This window comes from Bradyrhizobium barranii subsp. barranii (assembly GCF_017565645.3).
Lineage (GTDB): Bacteria > Pseudomonadota > Alphaproteobacteria > Rhizobiales > Xanthobacteraceae > Bradyrhizobium > Bradyrhizobium barranii.
This window is the reverse complement of record NZ_CP086136.1, coordinates 886,438-903,475: the sequence shown is the minus strand read 5'-3', so window position 1 is coordinate 903,475 and position 17,038 is coordinate 886,438. Positions and strand designations below refer to the sequence as shown.

Here is a 17,038-nt window from a genome sequence, read left to right as displayed (position 1 = left end):
TCGGAAGCTGCCGACGCACGAGACCGGGGATCTTGCGTATCCACTCGATCGCGGCGCTCGACGAGATGCACTCCAGAATTAGGCTGAGGATCGCAACTGCGGTCGGACGGCGCGGCAAATGGAGGACATGATGGCGTGGCGTGACGACAAGGCCCGGGCAACCCTGATCCGCGATGCAGCAGGCAGCGTGCCGCCGGGCAAGAGCCCGCGGGCCTTCGCCGAGCCTTTGTTCGGCTACAGCAATATCGAGGATCTCGACAATTACGATGCCGCCTCGCTTGCCGTCCTGGCGGAGCAAGCCTGGGAGCATGTGCAGCGGCGCACGTCGGGCAGCGCCGATATCCGCGTGGTCAATCCGACGTTGCCGAACGGGCGCGAGATTTCCGTGCTCGAGATTCTCAACGACAACATGCCTTTCCTGTACGACTCCACCATGGCGGAGCTCGCCGAGCAGGGCATCGAAGTCACCCTCGTCGCCCACCCGATCATCGCCGTGGAGCGCGATGCCGAGGGCAAGCTGCTGCGGTTCTACGGCGAAGCACTGCCGGAGGGAGCAAGAGGCGCCCGCGAAAGCCTGATTCACCTCCACATCACCCGCCTGGACGCCGACGCCGATCGCCAAAAGCTGATCGACGGACTCACCAGAGCGCTGAACAACGTCCGCGCCTGCGTCACCGACTGGCGCGCCATGCGTGACCGTGTCGAGGAGGCAATCAAGACGTTCGCTTCCAATCCGCCGCCGCTGCCGATCGACGAGGTCGCCGAAGCCAATCAGTTCCTGCAATGGCTCTGCGCGGACAATTTCACCTTCCTCGGCGTGCGCGAATATCGCTTCTCGCCCGACAGCGATGCGTCCGACGACATCACCACCGGCGAAGGCCTCGGCATCCTGCGCGATCCCGACGTGAAGGTCCTGCGCCGCGGCAACGAAATGGTGGTGATGACCTCGGAAATCCGCGAGTTCATGCACGAGCCGACGCTGCTGATCGTCATCAAGGCCAATGTCTCAAGCCTCGTCCATCGGCGCATCCGGATGGATTACGTGGGTATCAAGCTCTATGCACCCGACGGCCGGCTCGAGGGCGAATTGCGCGTCGTCGGCCTGTTTACCTCCGGCGCCTATACCCGCTCGGTGCGGCAGATCCCTTATGTGCGCCACAAGGTTGCGCGGGTGCTGCAGCGCGCCGGCTTCGACCCGAACGGCCATTCGGGCAAGGCGCTCATGCATATCCTCGAAGATTATCCGCGTGACGAGCTGTTCCAGATCGACGTCGACACGCTCTACAATTTCGTCATCGAGGTCCTGATCCTCTACGAGCGCCCGCGCGTCCGGGCGCTGGCGCGGGTCGACAAGTTCGATCGCTTCGTCTCCATTCTCACCTTCATTCCGCGCGACAAATACGACACCGACGTCCGCACGCGCGTCGGAGCCTTCCTGTCGCAGGTCTACAAGGGGACCCTGTCGGCGTCCTACGTATCGTTCCCCGAGGGCGCGCTTGCGCGCGTCCATTTCATCATCGGGCGCTATGAAGGCAAAACGCCCGTCGTCGAGCGCGCCGCGCTCGAAGCCGGCATCAGCGCCATTGCCGCGACCTGGACCGACAAGCTGAAGGCCGCGCTCACCGCGTCGACCGACGGCATGCGGGCGCGCATGATCGCCAATCGTTATGCCCAGGCCTTTAGCGGCGGCTATACCGAGGTTTTCAAGGCGGAGCAGGCCATCGCCGACATCGCCACCATCGAAAAGCTGACGCCGGCCCGCCCGGTGACGATTTCGGTGCACCGCGACAAGGGCGAGGACGATCCCAGGCGCTTCGGCCTGAAGGTGTTCTCCGACGCCGCACCGCTATCGCTGTCCTATCGCGTGCCGGTGATCGAAAATCACGGCCTGCGCGTGGTCGACGAACGCACCTATCAGATCGTGCCCGGCAACCGGCCGGAACCGGTCTGGATGCATGAGATGACGATCGAGACCAGCGACGGCCAGCCGATCGAGATCAATCCGGAATTCAGCCATCGCCTGGAAGCCTCGATCATGGCGGTGGTCACGGATCGCGCCGAATCCGACGGATACAACGCGCTGATCCTGCGCACCGCGCTGGGCTGGCGCGAGGTCTCGACCATCCGGGCGCTGTCGCGCTATCTGCACCAGATCCGCGCTCCGTTCACCCAGGATTACATGTGGGAGACCTTGCGCAAGAACGCCGCGATCACGGCCACCCTCGTCGCACTGTTCCAGACCCGCCTCGATCCGCGCCTCGTGCTTACCGATCGCGAGCGTTCGGCGCGCGAGACGGCCCTGCTTGCCGAGATCGAGGAGCAGCTCAAATCCGTCGCCTCGCTCGATGAAGACCGCATCCTGCGCCGCTTCACCAATCTGGTGCAGTCGACCATCCGCACCAATCTGTGGCAGATCGGCGACGATGGACATCCGCGTCCGGTCATCTCCTTCAAGTTCGACGCGCGGCGGATCGACGATTTGCCGGCGCCGCGGCCTCTTTACGAGATCTTCGTCTCCTCGCCGCGGGTCGAAGGCATTCACCTGCGCTTCGGCAAGGTCGCGCGCGGCGGCTTGCGCTGGTCCGACCGGCCGCAGGATTTCCGCACCGAGATCCTGGGTCTCGTGAAGGCGCAGCAGGTCAAGAACGCCGTGATCGTGCCGGTCGGCGCCAAGGGCGGTTTCGTGCCCAAGCGCCTGCCGCCGCCGTCCAATCGCGACGCCTGGCTCGCGGAAGGCACCGAGGCCTATCGCATCTTCGTGCGCTCGCTGCTCGAGCTCACCGATAATCTCGACGGCGACGCCGTCGTGCCGCCGGATTCCACCGTGCGCCATGACGGCGACGACCCCTACCTCGTGGTCGCCGCCGACAAGGGCACCGCCACCTTCTCCGATGTCGCCAACGCGATCTCGGCCGAGAAGAACCATTGGCTCGGCGACGCCTTCGCCTCCGGCGGCAGCCAGGGCTACGACCACAAGAAGATGGGGATCACGGCGCGCGGCGCCTGGGAGGCGGTCAAGCGCCACTTCCGCGAGCTCGGCACCGACATTCAGACCATGCCGTTCACCGCTGCCGGCGTCGGCGACATGTCCGGCGACGTCTTCGGCAACGGCATGCTGCTCTCGCCGGCGACAAGGCTCGTGGCGGCGTTCGATCACCGCGACATCTTCATAGATCCTTCGCCCGACCCTTCGACCAGCTTCGCCGAGCGCAAGCGTCTGTTCGACCTGCCGCGATCGAGCTGGCAGGACTACAACAAGTCGCTGATCTCGCAGGGCGGCGGCGTGTTCTCGCGCACGCTCAAGGCGATCCCGCTCGCACCGGAAGTCCGCAGCCTGCTCGATCTCGACAAGGAGCAGGCCACGCCGTTCGAGGTGATGACGGCGATCCTGAAAGCGCGCACGGACCTGTTGTGGTTTGGCGGCATCGGCACCTATATCCGCGCATCGGCAGAGAGCGACGATCAGGCCGGCGACCGCGCCAACGATCCGATCCGCATCGCAGGCACTGACGTTCGCGCCCGGGTGATCGGCGAAGGCGCCAATCTCGGCGTCACCCAGCGCGGCCGCATTGAAGCGGCACAGAAGGGCGTCAAGCTCAACACCGACGCCATCGACAATTCGGCCGGCGTCAACACCTCCGACGTCGAGGTCAATATCAAGGTCGCGCTCGCGCGCCCCGAACGCGAGGGACGCCTCAGCTTCGCCGACCGCAACAGCCTGCTGGCCGCGATGACCGACGAGGTCGGCACGCTGGTGCTGCGCAACAACTATCTGCAGACGCTGGCGCTCTCGCTCGCCGAGCGCAAGGGCGTGGCCGAGACCGGCTTCCTCACCCGCCTGATGCAGTCGCTCGAGCAGCGCGGCCTGCTCAGCCGCGCCGTGGAGTTCCTGCCCGACGACGCAGCGCTCACCGAGCGGACACGGCGCGGCCAGGCCCTGACACGGCCCGAGCTTGCCGTGCTGCTCGCCTACGCCAAGCTGACGCTCTACGAGGACCTGCTCGCCACCAGCGTGCCTGATGATCCTTACCTCGCCCGCAGACTGTCCCTGTATTTTCCGCGCGAGGTTCCCGATAAATTCCCGGCCGCGGTCGAGCTCCATCGCCTGCGACGCGAGATCATCGCGACCAGTCTCGTCAATGCCGTGATCAACCGCGGCGGCCCGGCGTGTATCGTGCGCCTGACCGACGAGACCGACGCCGATATCCCCACCATCGTCATGGCGCAGGTGGCGGTGGACGCGATCTACGAGCTCAGGCGACTCAATGACGCGATCGACGCGCTCGACACCCGGATCGACGGGCAGGTGCAGCTCGGCCTCTACGCGACGGTCCAGGACCTCCTGATTTCCCGCATGGTCTGGTACGTGCGCAATGTCGATTTCAAGGACGGCCTCGAGGCGGTGATCGGACGTTTTGGCCCGGGTATCCGCGAGATCGCGGCCTCCCTCGACACCACCCTGCCGCCGGACCTGCAGGCCGCGCGCGGCAAGCGGCGCCAGGAGCTCACCGATGCCGGCGTCCCGGCCGGCCTCGCCGGTGAGCTCGCCGATCTCGACGCGCTGATTGCGGCACCCGATATCGTGACGATCGCCGAGCGCACCTCGCGCGCTATCGGCGATGCCGCCGCAACCTTCTTCGCTGCGGAAGCCAATTTCCGTCTCGACCGCATCATCGCCGCCGCGCGCGGCGTGCCTGCAAATGATTATTTCGAACGCATGGCGGTCGATCGCGCCGTTGAGCAGATCGCCGGTGCCGAACGAAGACTGGCCGCGGATATGCTGGCAACCGGCCAGTCCGGCCAGCAGGCCGTCGAGACGTGGCTTGCGGCTCACCCCGAAGCGGCGCGCATCCGTCGCTCGGTCGAAGAAATTGCTGCCAGCGGCCTGACCCTTGCCAAGCTGACGGTGGCGGCGAACCTGCTGGGGGATCTGGTCAAAGTCTGAGCGCGTGCGAGGCAGCGATGTGAAACTGAGCCGGCGAACGGAGGAACCCCATGATCCACGCCACTTGCCACACCGCCGACAATGTCCGCTGCATCGAGTTCGATGCCACACCTTGGTTCAGCGAGGCTGACGCTCCGAGCATCGTCGATCTGGCCCGACGAGGCTGGACCAGCACGGCGATTGCAGAGTCCCTCGAGCACCGACGAGGATACGAGGGCTTGCACGATCTCGTCGAGTATGCGGCGAAGCGACTGCAATCGGAGTCCCTGGAGGACCCGACCTGGGAAACCTTCGCGTGCGTCGTCGATGGACCCGAGGCCGTCGCGTGGCTCAGGGAGAACCGGCCCAACGTTGTGGCAAGGATCCCGTAAGACACGAGAAGCGCAGCAAAAGCCACAATCGATCGGCGGCAAACGAAACGGAAAGGAGCGCCCGGAACGATCCGAACCCCTGACCCGATTGCCGCATTCGAGCGCGAGGCCTATGCTGGCATCCGGCAATCACGCGGCCGCCCATCGTGCGGCGGGGCAGCCTCACGGTGGATGGCTCGCATATCCATCCGAAAGGCTGCGCCATGACCATTGCCCCCACGCTCCACCGATACCTGGCTGCCGAGAACATCCAGTATGTCGAGATCCCGCACGTTTTCACCATGTCATCCGCGCGCACGGCGCAGGCCTGCCACGTCTCGGGCGATCGTTTCGCCAAGGCCGTCGTGCTGCGCCATGACGGCGGCTATATGCTCGCGATCGTTCCGGCATCGCACCGTCTCAACTTGCCGGACTTGAAGGAGAAGCTCGGCGCGGATCTCGTGATGGCGAACGAAACCGAGATCAACAGGCTGTTCGCGGACTGCGCGCATGGAGCCGTTCCGGCGGTAGGCCGATGCTACGGGCTCGATCTCATCGTCGATGACAGCATCCGGGCGCAGCCCGAGATCTATATCGAAGCCGGCGACCATGAGACGCTGCTTCACCTGACGCATGCACAGTTCGAACGGCTGACGGCCAATGCGCCGCATGGACGCTTCAGCACACACGGTTGACGCAGCATGGCAGCGGGATGATTTTTCCTGCGCCTTCGTCGCGGCGCGCGTGCGGTCGCGCCCGGTTCGTAGTATAATCGCGTCACGGGGGCTGCGTTCGCAACGGAGGTCCTCCATGAAGGTCAAGGACGTGATGCACAAGGGTGTCGATTGGGTCAGCCCGGACACCCCGATCACCGAGATCGCGAAGTTGATGCAAGGGCACGACATCGGCTGCATTCCGATCGGCGATGACGACCATCTGATCGGGATGGTGACCGATCGCGACATCGTCTGCAAAGGCCTCGCGAGCAAGAACTTCAACGCCGCGCGCATGACGGCGCGGGACGTGATGACCGAAGGCATCCATTGCTGCCGGGAAGACGACGATCTGGCGAAAGCCGTGCATCACATGGAGACGCTGAAAATCCGCAGGCTGCCCGTGATCAACAAGAGCAGGCGGATGGTCGGCATGATCAGCCTGGGCGATGTCAGCCAATTCGCCAGCGTTGATCTGTTGACCCAATGCGTCAAGGGCGTGTCGGCCCATCATTGATGGCGACCGCCACCCGGCGCCCGGAACTTCGTCGCATCGCTCGCAGGACCCCGCTGCCGGCGAACGCGCACGCTATGATACGCGACCTGCCAAGAAGCTGCTCCGCCGTCTTCTCGTCCCCATTGTCACCTGCGCAGCTAATTCTTCAATTCGTTCCGCAGCTCATTCTTGGCGTTCCGCATCTTGCTCGCTCCCCTGAGCGGGGGCTTCGGCGGCGGAGTCGGATTCGCCCAGCCTGCCATCTGCAGGCAGGTGAGCAGATCGACATAGCTTTCTATTCCCCCTGCCGCAGCCTCGCCTTCGCAACTATCGCGCGCGGGGCCCGGAACAGTCAGCCAGGTCGAGCTCAGCTGTTGCTGCGCAATTGTCTCGTCACGCACGCACTCGCCGGCGTCCTGCGCCAGGGTGAGCCCTGAGGCCTTGTCGTCGGCCGAAACGTCCCGGCAAAGGGCTTCCACATTGAAGATGGGCACACGGTCTGAAATCGGAATCGTGGGCTGGCCAAGAAGCGACAGGACCAAGAGCGCTGCTTTCATAAAATCCTCCCTTGAATCGGGTTGGACGGGAAAGCTCGGGGAAAGTTAGGCCTGGTTTGTTTCCGGCCGGCTTCACCCGGCCTGCAAAGGGTTTCGTCCTTGCCCGGCAGCGCATTGTGGCTTCCCGACGGACGCCGGTCGCGGCGCGTCACGGCCGATGACGAAGCTTACCCGGGTCTTCGCACGTAGAGCGAGATAAACCGGTCAATCATCGGGTTGATCTGCTCCGGCACCTCCAGCGACAGGAAATGTCCGGAGCCGACGGCCTTGGCCGTGACCAGCTGCGCGCACAGCTCCGCAAAACGATCCAGATCCGCGAGCCGATGGGCCGCTTCGATGTAGAGCACCGGGACCCGGCACGCTTGGGCGCATTCACGCGCCCGATGCACATCCCAGGGAAACAGACTTTTGAACGTGGACACCAGCACGTGCTGTGGCGTCGCCAGAAAGGTCTGTTCAACATGGGCGCGGCATCGGTCGGTCGGCAGACAGGAGTCCGCTACGATTTTCCGTACCTCGTCCGCAAAATTCGCGCCCCTTAAGCCCTCCAGATACCCGGCGAACACCGTCCCTGCCGAGGCAGGGAAGAGCACCCCTGAGTCGAGCAGCACCAGGCCTGCAGGAAAGTCCGGATAGCGGGCGGCGATTTCGAGCGCCATGTTACCACCCATGCTTTGACCCACGATGATCGGCTTTGTGATCTGCTGTCGGTTGCACAGAAAGACGAGATCATCGGCGAAGCCTTCGATCGAATACGCCTGTTGCGGCTTGTCGCTCTCACCATGCCCCCGCAGCTCGGCATTCAATGCCCGACCTTGACGGGCGAAATACTCCATCTGCGGCGCAAAATGCGTGCGATCCCCGCCGAGGCCATGGACGAACAGGAATTGAAGCGGTCCCGCGCCGGCAATGTCGGAGGACAGCTGGATTCCGTCATGCGCGAGCTTCATGGGTCATCTCCATATTCACCGACATGTCCCGGCGTCTCTGGCGAGTCCTCAATCTAACCGGCGCCACACGGCCGATAAAGATGGGCACGACTGCTTCGCCATGGTGCCATGATGCTGCGGCCGACCAAGCGCATCGGCCGCACATTCGGCGATGCCACGCGATTTTTCGCTCCGCCGAGGCCGGCCGGAAAGGCCGTCACCAGCTCCAGGCTTACGCGGTGACGAACATGAGCAGCGGCGCGATGATCTCGCCCGGCGCAGAAATGGGAGGTTTTGGAGTGCCCAGTTTTGTAGCGGAATGGCGCGCCCGGAACGATTCGAACGTCCGACCCTCAGATTCGTAGTCTGATGCTCTATCCAGCTGAGCTACGGGCGCGTTTTTCGCAAACAGTGCGGGCTGGGCCCGCAGGCAGCCTCCGGACAGCGCCGGAGGGGTGCGAAAGAGCGCTCTGACTAACCGCTCTTGCCTCGATTGGCAAGGTCCGGGAGGGGGAGATTTTACAGAGAGGTGACGATTTCCCGGGTGGGTCGCTGGCCGACTACGCCCTCTGCCGCTCGTTGCGGATGGAGAGGAGTTCCACGGGGCGGTCGGGGATGACGATCCGGAAGGTGGCGCCGATGGTGCCCTCGACCAGATGGATCTCGCCGCCATGGGCACGGACCAGCTCGGCGGCGATCGCCAAGCCAAGCCCGCTGCCGCCGGGGCGGCCGGAGGTCTGGAACGCCTCGAACAGATGGTCCCGGGTCTTCTGCGGGACGCCGGGGCCGGTGTCGGAGACCTCCAGGATGGCGACGGCACCTTCGCGCTTTCCCGTGATCCGGATCTGCTGGGCGCCGCCGTCGCCCGACGAATGGCTTTCCAGCGCCTGGGCGGCGTTGCGGACGAGGTTGAGCAGCACGCGGAAGAGCTGGTCGGGATCGGCATCGACCGCAAGCCCGCGCTCGATCGCGGCGACCCAGGCGATCGAGGCGTCGCTGGCGAGGCCCGCGGTTTCGCGCACCTCCAGCACCACAGGCTCGATCATGATCATGCGGCGGTCGGGAGCCGCTTCCTGGGCGCCGCCGTAGGACAGCGTCGACTGGCAGAAGGCGATGGCGCGCTCGAGCGAGCGCACCAGCTTCGGCGCAAAACGCTGCACCCGCGGATCGGGCACGCTGGCGAGCTGATCGGACAGAAGCTGGGCCGACGCGAGCAGATTGCGCAGATCGTGGTTGATCTTGGAGACGGCGAGGCCGAGGGCGGCGAGCCGGCTCTTCTGGTGCAGCATCGACATCAGATCGCGCTGCATGTCCGACAATTCGCGCTCGGCGACGCCTATTTCATCGCTGCGCTGGCTCGGCACGATGATCCGCGCCGAGCTTTCGGGGTTTTCGTGGAAGCCGGCCAGGCTCGCGGTCAGCCGCCGCATCGGGCGCACGAAGAGATAATGCAGCACGAGATAGACGAGGCCCGCGGTCAGCACCGCGATGATCAGCGCGACCACCACGACGTTGCGGGAGAAGCGATACATCTGCTGCCGCAGCGGCAGCTCATCGGTCACGATCTCGATGAACTGGGCGTTGCCGACGCCGGGCCCGACGATGCGGATGGCCTGGTTGCCGGTCTCCAGCATCATCCGGAACGAGCCGGTGATCGCCTCCCACACCGTCATGTCGCGCAGGTCGATGTCATGCTCGATGGCCGTGGGAAGGTTGTCGCTGGCGAGCAGCCGTCGCTGCTGCCCCATCTTGATGGCGACGGCACGCGCATTGATGCTTTTCAGGATCTCGCGCGACAGCGAGTCGGGGACCATGCCGAGCGGGGCGGCGTCGAGCACCAGCGCGGCGGTGTTAGCCGCCGCGACGCGGTCATTGAGCCGGTTGACCCAGAAGTTGGCGATGGCGGGCACGTAGAGCAGGACAGCGCCAATCATCACCAGGGGGACGGTGAGCAGCAGCAGCTTGCCGGATAGCCCGAGCCCGCTGGGCCCACGCGGCCGCATCGCCGGCTGGCCCGGCTGATCCGTATCATGGACCGGCTGGAGGTCTGTCGCTGCCACGAAGTTCGCCCCTGTTGGCTTTGTAATAGAGCCTGGCTGATGAAGGATGCGACCCGGCCGGGGGCCGGTCAAATTACGGATCGCTAATCTCTCAAGGTGGGATGTAAGCTCTGATATCGCGAGTCGCCACCTCAAGGGTTAAAAACCCCGCACAAACAGTGATATTCACCGGAACAGCGCGCTCTTGCGACGTTGACGAAAAGAAGACGCTCGCATATAAGCCGCGCAAATTGTCCGCGATGACCCGGTGCGCACGCCGGGAGCGGCTCTCTTGGGGCCGAAAAGGGCCCGTTTTGGGCCGCATCTTCCGGACTTTATCATCAATTCTACAGGCAAATTGCCCGGTCAGCGGAGAAAAACCCGTGAAGCGGACTTATCAACCCAGCAAACTGGTGCGCAAGCGCCGTCACGGCTTCCGTGCCCGTCTCGCCACTGCCGGCGGCCGCAAGGTTCTCGCCGCCCGCCGCGCCCGCGGCCGCAAGCGTCTGAGCGCCTGAGCCGGACCCCCATTTTTGGGATTTCATCATGGATCGGCTGAGGCAGCGAGCGGATTTCCTCGCCGTTGCCAATGGCGCGCGGGCGAATAGTCCCGCGTTCGTCCTGCAAAGCCGCCGCCGCGACGACAGCGGCCCGATCCGGATCGGCTTCACCGTTACCAAAAAGAACGGCAACGCCCCCCAGCGCAATCGCATCCGGCGCCGGCTTCGCGAATTGGTGAAGCGGCTCGACCCGGTGTCGATGCAGCCCCATCATGACTATGTACTGGTCGGCCGAAGGGACGCGCTCTCGCGCGACTTCGCCACCATGCTCGACGATCTGCGCATAGCGTTCACGAAGCCTGCGCGGCATACGCACAAGGGACGCGGCTCAAGAACCGACGGCTCAAGGCCCGGCCCCGCTCCTGCGACCAGCCGCAAACCGGATTGATGACGAGACAATAGTGATGACCGACAATCGCAATACCATCCTCGCCGTCATTCTGTCGGGCCTCGTCCTGATCGCCTGGCAATATTTCTACAATGTGCCGGCGATGGAGAAGCAGCGCGCCCAGCAGCAGGCGCAGGCCGAGTTCCAGAAGAACACGCCGCAGCCGACGGCCTCCGCAACGCCGGGCGCCGCGCCGCAGCCCGGCAGCGCGGCCCAGCCGGCAACACCGGCCGCGAACCAGGCCCAGCCGGTCGTTTCCCGCGAAAGCGCGATTGCAGCCAGCCCGCGCGTGAAGATCGACACGCCGCGGATTGCCGGCAGCATCTCGCTGAAGGGCGGCCGCATCGACGACATTGCGCTGGTGCAATACCGCGAGACGGTCGACCCGAAGTCGCCGCCGATCGTGCTCTATTCGCCCTCGGGCACCGCAGAACCCTATTACGCCGAGTTCGGCTGGGTGCCGGCGACGGGCGTGACGGCCAAGCTGCCGGACGCCCAGACCCTCTGGCAGCAGGACGGCAGCGGCAGCCTGACGCCGACGACGCCGGTGGTGCTGAAGTGGGACAATGGCGAGGGCCTCACCTTCCGCCGCACCATCGCGGTCGACGACCATTATCTCTTCACGCTCAAGGACGAGGTGAGCAATGTCGGCAACGCGCCTGTTACGCTCTACCCGTTCGCGCTGATCTCGCGCCACGGCACGCCGCAGGTCTCCGGCTATTACATCCTGCATGAAGGCCTAATCGGCTATCTCGATGGCTTGCAGGAATACGCCTACAAGAAGATCGACGAAGCCAAGGCGGTGAACTTCAAGGCCACCAACGGCTGGCTCGGCATCACCGACAAGTACTGGGCTTCGGCGCTGCTGCCGGACACCAGTGCGCAACTCCAGGCGCGTTTCTCGTCAAACCCGGTCGGCAACGTTCACACCTACCAGACCGATTATCTGCTCGACCCCGTCACCGTCGCGATCGGCGGCACTGCGACTGCGAACGCGCGGCTGTTCGCCGGTGCCAAGGAAGCCGGCGTCGTCGGCGTGTTCCCGTTCGCCGGCCTCGGCGGCTACAACAAGGAGCTCGGCCTCAACCATTTCGATCTGTTGATCGACTGGGGCTGGTTCTACTTCATCACCAAGCCGATGTTCCTCGGCCTCGACTTCTTCTACCGCTTCTTCGGCAATTTCGGCATCTCGATCCTGCTCGTCACCGTGATCGTCAAGCTGCTGTTCTTCCCGCTGGCCAACAAGTCCTACGCCTCGATGGCGAAGATGAAGTCGGTCCAGCCGCAGCTTCAGGCGCTGAAGGAGCGTTTTCCCGACGACAAGGTGAAGCAGCAGCAGGAGATGATGGAGATCTACCGCAAGGAGAAGATCAATCCGGTCGCCGGCTGTCTTCCCGTGGTGATCCAGATCCCGGTGTTCTTCTCGCTCTACAAGGTGCTGTTCGTCACCATCGAGATGCGGCACGCGCCGTTCTTCGGCTGGATCAAGGATCTCTCCGCGCCGGATCCGACCAATCTGTTCACCTTGTTCGGCCTGATCCCGTTCGATCCGACGACGATTCCGGTGTTCGGCCACTACCTCGCGCTCGGCATCTGGCCGATCATCATGGGCATCACGATGTGGTTCCAGATGAAGCTGAACCCGACGCCGCCGGATCCGACCCAGCAGCTGATCTTCAACTGGATGCCGCTGATCTTCACCTTCATGCTGGCGGGCTTCCCGGCCGGTCTCGTGATCTACTGGGCCTGGAACAACACGCTCTCGGTGCTCCAGCAGAGCTTCATCATGCGCCGCAACGGCGTGAAGGTGGAGCTGTTCGACAATCTCAAGGCGACGTTCGCGAAGAAGGCGACGTAGCGCCGTCATTGTTGGGCGCAAATGCCTCCACATCGTCATGCCCGGGCTTGTCCCGGGCATCCACGTTTTGGAGGGTACCGTGTGGACAGACGTGGATGGCCGGGACAAGCCCGGCCATGACGAGAGGTGAGATCTTCGCATGACCGACGACAAAGATGCGAAGCTGATCGAGACCGGGCGAAAGCTGTTCACCCGCGACTGGCAGTTCATCTGGGCCTCGCCCTCGATTGCGACGCTGCCGCCGATGGACGGGCTGGAGATCGCCTTTGCCGGCCGCTCCAATGTCGGCAAGTCCAGCCTGATCAACGCGCTGACCGGCCGCAACGCGCTTGCGCGCACCTCGCATACGCCGGGCCGCACCCAGGAACTGATCTTCTTCGAGGTCCCCGGCAAGAAGGACCTGCGCCTCGTCGACATGCCCGGCTACGGCTACGCCAAGGCGCCGAAGACGCAAGTCGCGTCCTGGACCGAGCTGATCCACAAATTCCTGCTGGGGCGCGCCTCGCTCGCGCGCGTCTACGTGCTGATCGACGCGCGGCATGGCCTCAAGGACGTCGATCTCGAAATCCTGGGGACGCTCGACCGTTCCGCGGTGAGCTACCAGATCGTGCTGACCAAGGCCGACCAGGTGAAGGCGTCCGAGCTTGAGTCCCGCATCACCGAGACCGAGGCCGCGCTGGCAAAACATCCGGCGGCGTTTCCGAACGTGCTCGCGACCTCGTCACGGAGCTCGACCGGCATGGCCGAACTGCGCGCCGCGATGGCGAAGCTGCTGGAAGAGCGAACCTCGTGACGCTCGCGTTCCGCCTGCTGATTGGGCTTGCCGGTTTGATGGGCGCCGCCGGCGTCGCGCTGGCCGCCGCCTCCGCCCACGGCGCCGACGCCAGCCGGCTCGCCTCCGCCAGCGCCATGCTGCTGTTTCACGCAACTGCCATACTCGCGGGCGTCGCCCTGCTCGCGCGCGGCCTTCTGCACGGCGGAATTGGCCTCGTCGCGGCGTTCGGCTTCGTGATCGGCGCCGCGCTGTTCGCGGGCGATCTCACCTTGCGGCAATATGCGGGGCACTCGCTGTTTCCGTATGCCGCGCCCACGGGTGGAACGGTGATGATCCTGAGCTGGCTGGCGGTGACGCTCGCGGCGGTGGTGGCGCGGAAGTAGGTCTCGTGCCCCGGACGCGCCGCACCGCGTCCGGGACACGAGAGCTACATGCCAGTCACACTTTGCGCCGCGCCCGCCAATCGGATAGAACGCGCACCGACAGTCCCGCCAGCGAGATCCGCCTCATGACCGACATCTCCCCGCTCGACCAGGCCCGCATCCTGTCCGAAGCGCTGCCGCACATGCAGCAGTACGACGAGGAAACCATCGTCATCAAATATGGCGGCCATGCCATGGGCGACGAGGAGACCGCGAAGAACTTTGCCCGCGACATCGTGCTGCTGGAGCAGACCGCGATCAACCCGGTGGTGGTGCATGGCGGCGGGCCGCAGATCGCGACCATGCTCAAGCGCCTCGGCATCCAGTCGGAGTTCGCAGCAGGCCTGCGCATCACCGATGCCGCGACCATCGAGATCGTCGAGATGGTGCTGGCCGGCTCCGTCAACAAGCAGATCGTCGGCTACATCAACGAAGCCGGCGGCAAGGCCGTGGGGCTGTCGGGCAAGGACGCCAACATGGTGAAGGCGTCGAAGACGACGCGCACCATCGTCGATCCGGGTTCGAACATCGAGAAGGCGATCGATCTCGGCTTCGTCGGCGACCCCGAGAAGGTCGACCTCACGCTGCTGAACCAGCTGATCGGCTACGAGCTGATCCCGGTGCTGGCGCCGCTCGCGACCTCCAAGGACGGCCAGACGCTCAACGTCAACGCCGACACCTTTGCCGGCGCGGTCGCCGGCGCGCTGAAGGCGAAGCGCCTGCTGCTGCTCACCGACGTGCCGGGCGTGCTCGACAAGTCGAAGAAGCTGATCCCGCAGCTTTCGGTGAAGGACGCGCGAAAACTGATCGCCGACGGGACCATTTCCGGCGGCATGATTCCGAAGGTCGAGACCTGCATCTACGCGCTCGAACAGGGCGTGGAGGGCGTCGTCATCATCGACGGCAAGATGCAGCACGCGGTGCTGCTCGAGCTCTTCACCAACACCGGCACGGGAACGCTGATCCATAAGTGATGATGAGCGGGCCAAAGCAAGCCGTCATGGCCGGGCTTGTCCCGGCCATCCACGACCTCTCGTCTCGCGCCAAGAACGTGGATGCCCGGCACAAGGCCGGGCATGACGAGTTGAGGGCTCGGCGACATCGTCGCTCAACCCTCACACGTATCCTGATGTCCCTTCCGGCCGCAGCCGTTTCGTTTGTCTTCTCCGCCGCGCCCGCCCTGGCCGACCTGAAAATCTGCAACCGCATGTCCTATGTCGTCGAGGCCGCGATCGGCATCGACGACAAGGCGGCGACCGCGACGCGCGGCTGGTTCAGGATCGATCCCGCCACCTGCCGCGTCGTGGTGCAGGGCACGCTCTCCGCCGACCGCATCCTGCTCAACGCCCGCGCGCTCGGCGTCTACGGCGCCTCGCCGATCCCGCAGAACGGCAGCGACATGCTGTGCGTGGCGCAAGACAATTTCGTCATCGCGGCTGCGCGGCAATGCCGCAGCGGCCAGACCCAGGCCGCGTTCACCCAGATCACGCCGACGCAAGCCGCGGACGGCAATTTCACGGCCTATCTCGCCGAGGATTCCGAATATGACGACGAGCAGGCCCGCCTCGCCGGCATCCAGCGGCTGCTGGTGATCGCGGGCTACGACGCAGCGCCGATCGACGGCGTCGACGGGCCGAAGACGCAGGCAGCACTGGCCGCCTTCCTGAAGAGCCGCGGACTGGCGGCGGACATCATGTCGTCGCCGAACTTCTTCAAGACCATGGTCGATGCGGTGCAGACGCCTTCTGCAACCGGCCTGACCTGGTGCAACGACACGCCGCACAAGGTGATGGCGGCGGTCGCCACCGACGACGGCAAGTCCGTGACCAGCCGCGGCTGGTATCGCATCGATCCCAAGACGTGCCTGCACCCCGATGTGATCGGGCAGCCGAAGCAGATTTTCAGCTTCGCGGAGGCCATCGATGCCGACAACCGCGTCATCAAGCTGAAGGACAAGCCGCTGAACTGGGGCGGCGACAGGCAGCTCTGCACGCGCGAGACCAAGTTCGAGACCAACGAGCAGGCGGATTGCGGCGCGCGCGGATTCGCGGCGACGGGTTTTGGCGTGGTGGACATGTCGAGCGGCGGCAAGACGCTCCGCTTTGCGATGCCGTGATTGAGAGACCAGTGATGAATCCACCCCGCACCTTTGCCCATGTCGACACCTGGGTGTTCGACCTCGACAACACGCTCTACCCGCATCACGTCAATCTGTGGCAGCAGGTCGACGCGCGGATCGGCGAGTTCGTCTGCAACTGGCTGAACGTCGATCCGGAGGAAGCGCGCAAGATCCAGAAGGATTATTATCAGCGCTTCGGCACCACCATGCGCGGCATGATGACCCTGCACGGCGTGCACGCCGACGACTACCTCGCCTACGTCCACAAGATCGACCACTCGCCGCTGGAGCCGAACCCGGCGCTCGGCGAGGCCATCGCAAAACTGTCGGGGCGCAAGCTGATCCTGACCAACGGCTCGGTCGACCATGTCGATGCCGTGCTGGCGCGGCTCGGCCTGGCAACGCATTTCGACGGCGTGTTCGACATCATCGCCGCCGGGTTCGAGCCGAAGCCGTCGCCGCTGACCTATCAAAAATTCCTCGCCGACCATGCGGTCGATCCGACCAAGGCCGCGATGTTCGAGGACCTCGCCCGCAACCTCACCGTCCCGCACGCGCTCGGCATGACCACCGTGCTTGTGGTGCCTGACGGCACCAAGGAAGTGGTGCGGGAGGACTGGGAACTGGAGGGCCGGGACGCGCCCCATGTCGACCACGTCACGGATGACCTGACGGGGTTTTTGGGCAAGCTGTCGCCCAAATAGCCGCCGTCGTCCCGGGGCGCGAAGCGAGCCCGGGACCCATAACCACGGGGAGTGGTTGTGGCGCGAGATCGATAACTCCGAATCCTCGCCAAATGACTGCCCATGGCCGTGGGTCCCGGGCTCGCGCTTCGCGCGCCCCGGGACGACGGCGGAGTATGCCTTGACTCCTCCCCGCCAAATCCC

Annotated in this window: 15 protein-coding genes and 1 tRNA gene; 12 read left to right on the top strand and 4 right to left on the bottom strand. The window is 64.8% G+C overall.

The window, feature by feature from the left end; genetic code table 11:
* Positions 1-118: 118 nt before the first annotated feature.
* The 4 genes from J4G43_RS04405 (at position 119) to J4G43_RS04390 (ending at position 6,525) form a co-directional block, all read left to right on the top strand.
* Positions 119-4,945 (top strand): NAD-glutamate dehydrogenase, encoded by a 4,827-nt coding sequence (locus tag J4G43_RS04405; protein ID WP_208084105.1) that lies wholly within the window; start codon positions 119-121, stop codon positions 4,943-4,945.
* Positions 4,946-4,995: 50 nt separating this feature from the next.
* Entirely contained in the window at positions 4,996-5,316 is a 321-nt protein-coding gene (locus J4G43_RS04400) for a hypothetical protein (protein WP_063979802.1), read from the top strand.
* A 203-nt stretch (positions 5,317-5,519) separates the two neighbouring features.
* Positions 5,520-5,990, top strand: a complete 471-nt coding sequence (locus J4G43_RS04395; protein WP_028148973.1) for an aminoacyl-tRNA deacylase — start codon at positions 5,520-5,522, stop codon at positions 5,988-5,990.
* A gap of 115 nt (positions 5,991-6,105) precedes the next feature.
* On the top strand, positions 6,106-6,525 hold the full coding sequence (locus tag J4G43_RS04390) for a CBS domain-containing protein (RefSeq protein WP_063979803.1): 420 nt from the start codon (positions 6,106-6,108) through the stop codon (positions 6,523-6,525).
* Between the two features lie 137 nt (positions 6,526-6,662).
* Here J4G43_RS04390 and J4G43_RS04385 read toward each other — a convergent pair whose 3' ends face one another.
* The 4 genes from J4G43_RS04385 to J4G43_RS04370 all read right to left on the bottom strand — a co-directional run bounded on the left by J4G43_RS04385 (position 6,663) and on the right by J4G43_RS04370 (position 10,050).
* Positions 6,663-7,061, bottom strand: coding sequence for a hypothetical protein (locus J4G43_RS04385; RefSeq protein WP_166348333.1), 399 nt, complete (start codon positions 7,059-7,061; stop codon positions 6,663-6,665).
* Between the two features lie 167 nt (positions 7,062-7,228).
* Positions 7,229-8,011 (bottom strand): alpha/beta fold hydrolase, encoded by a 783-nt coding sequence (locus J4G43_RS04380; protein WP_208084104.1) that lies wholly within the window; start codon positions 8,009-8,011, stop codon positions 7,229-7,231.
* Between the two features lie 299 nt (positions 8,012-8,310).
* Positions 8,311-8,387: transfer RNA gene (locus tag J4G43_RS04375), tRNA-Arg, on the bottom strand.
* Positions 8,388-8,550: 163 nt separating this feature from the next.
* Entirely contained in the window at positions 8,551-10,050 is a 1,500-nt protein-coding gene (locus J4G43_RS04370) for an ATP-binding protein (protein ID WP_208084103.1), read from the bottom strand.
* A gap of 362 nt (positions 10,051-10,412) precedes the next feature.
* Between J4G43_RS04370 and rpmH the strand changes: the two genes are divergently transcribed.
* From rpmH to J4G43_RS04330, 8 genes are all read left to right on the top strand, one after another.
* Entirely contained in the window at positions 10,413-10,547 is a 135-nt protein-coding gene (gene rpmH, locus J4G43_RS04365) for a 50S ribosomal protein L34 (RefSeq protein ID WP_008542748.1), read from the top strand.
* Between the two features lie 28 nt (positions 10,548-10,575).
* Positions 10,576-10,977 (top strand): ribonuclease P protein component, encoded by a 402-nt coding sequence (gene rnpA, locus J4G43_RS04360; protein WP_063979808.1) that lies wholly within the window; start codon positions 10,576-10,578, stop codon positions 10,975-10,977.
* A 16-nt stretch (positions 10,978-10,993) separates the two neighbouring features.
* Complete coding sequence (gene yidC / locus J4G43_RS04355) at positions 10,994-12,835, top strand: membrane protein insertase YidC (RefSeq protein ID WP_208084102.1); 1,842 nt, start codon at positions 10,994-10,996, stop codon at positions 12,833-12,835.
* A 139-nt stretch (positions 12,836-12,974) separates the two neighbouring features.
* On the top strand, positions 12,975-13,628 hold the full coding sequence (gene yihA / locus J4G43_RS04350) for a ribosome biogenesis GTP-binding protein YihA/YsxC (protein WP_063979810.1): 654 nt from the start codon (positions 12,975-12,977) through the stop codon (positions 13,626-13,628).
* Complete coding sequence (locus J4G43_RS04345) at positions 13,625-13,993, top strand: DUF423 domain-containing protein (protein ID WP_225004610.1); 369 nt, start codon at positions 13,625-13,627, stop codon at positions 13,991-13,993. The genes yihA and J4G43_RS04345 overlap by 4 nt, the downstream gene beginning before the upstream one ends.
* A gap of 125 nt (positions 13,994-14,118) precedes the next feature.
* The gene (gene argB, locus J4G43_RS04340) at positions 14,119-15,006 is read left to right on the top strand and encodes an acetylglutamate kinase (RefSeq protein ID WP_063979811.1); all 888 of its coding nucleotides are present in this window, start codon (positions 14,119-14,121) and stop codon (positions 15,004-15,006) included.
* A gap of 155 nt (positions 15,007-15,161) precedes the next feature.
* Positions 15,162-16,148, top strand: a complete 987-nt coding sequence (locus J4G43_RS04335; RefSeq protein ID WP_208089242.1) for a DUF1036 domain-containing protein — start codon at positions 15,162-15,164, stop codon at positions 16,146-16,148.
* 14 nt (positions 16,149-16,162) lie between these two features.
* Entirely contained in the window at positions 16,163-16,855 is a 693-nt protein-coding gene (locus tag J4G43_RS04330; RefSeq protein WP_208084101.1) for a pyrimidine 5'-nucleotidase, read from the top strand.
* Positions 16,856-17,038: the final 183 nt, after the last annotated feature.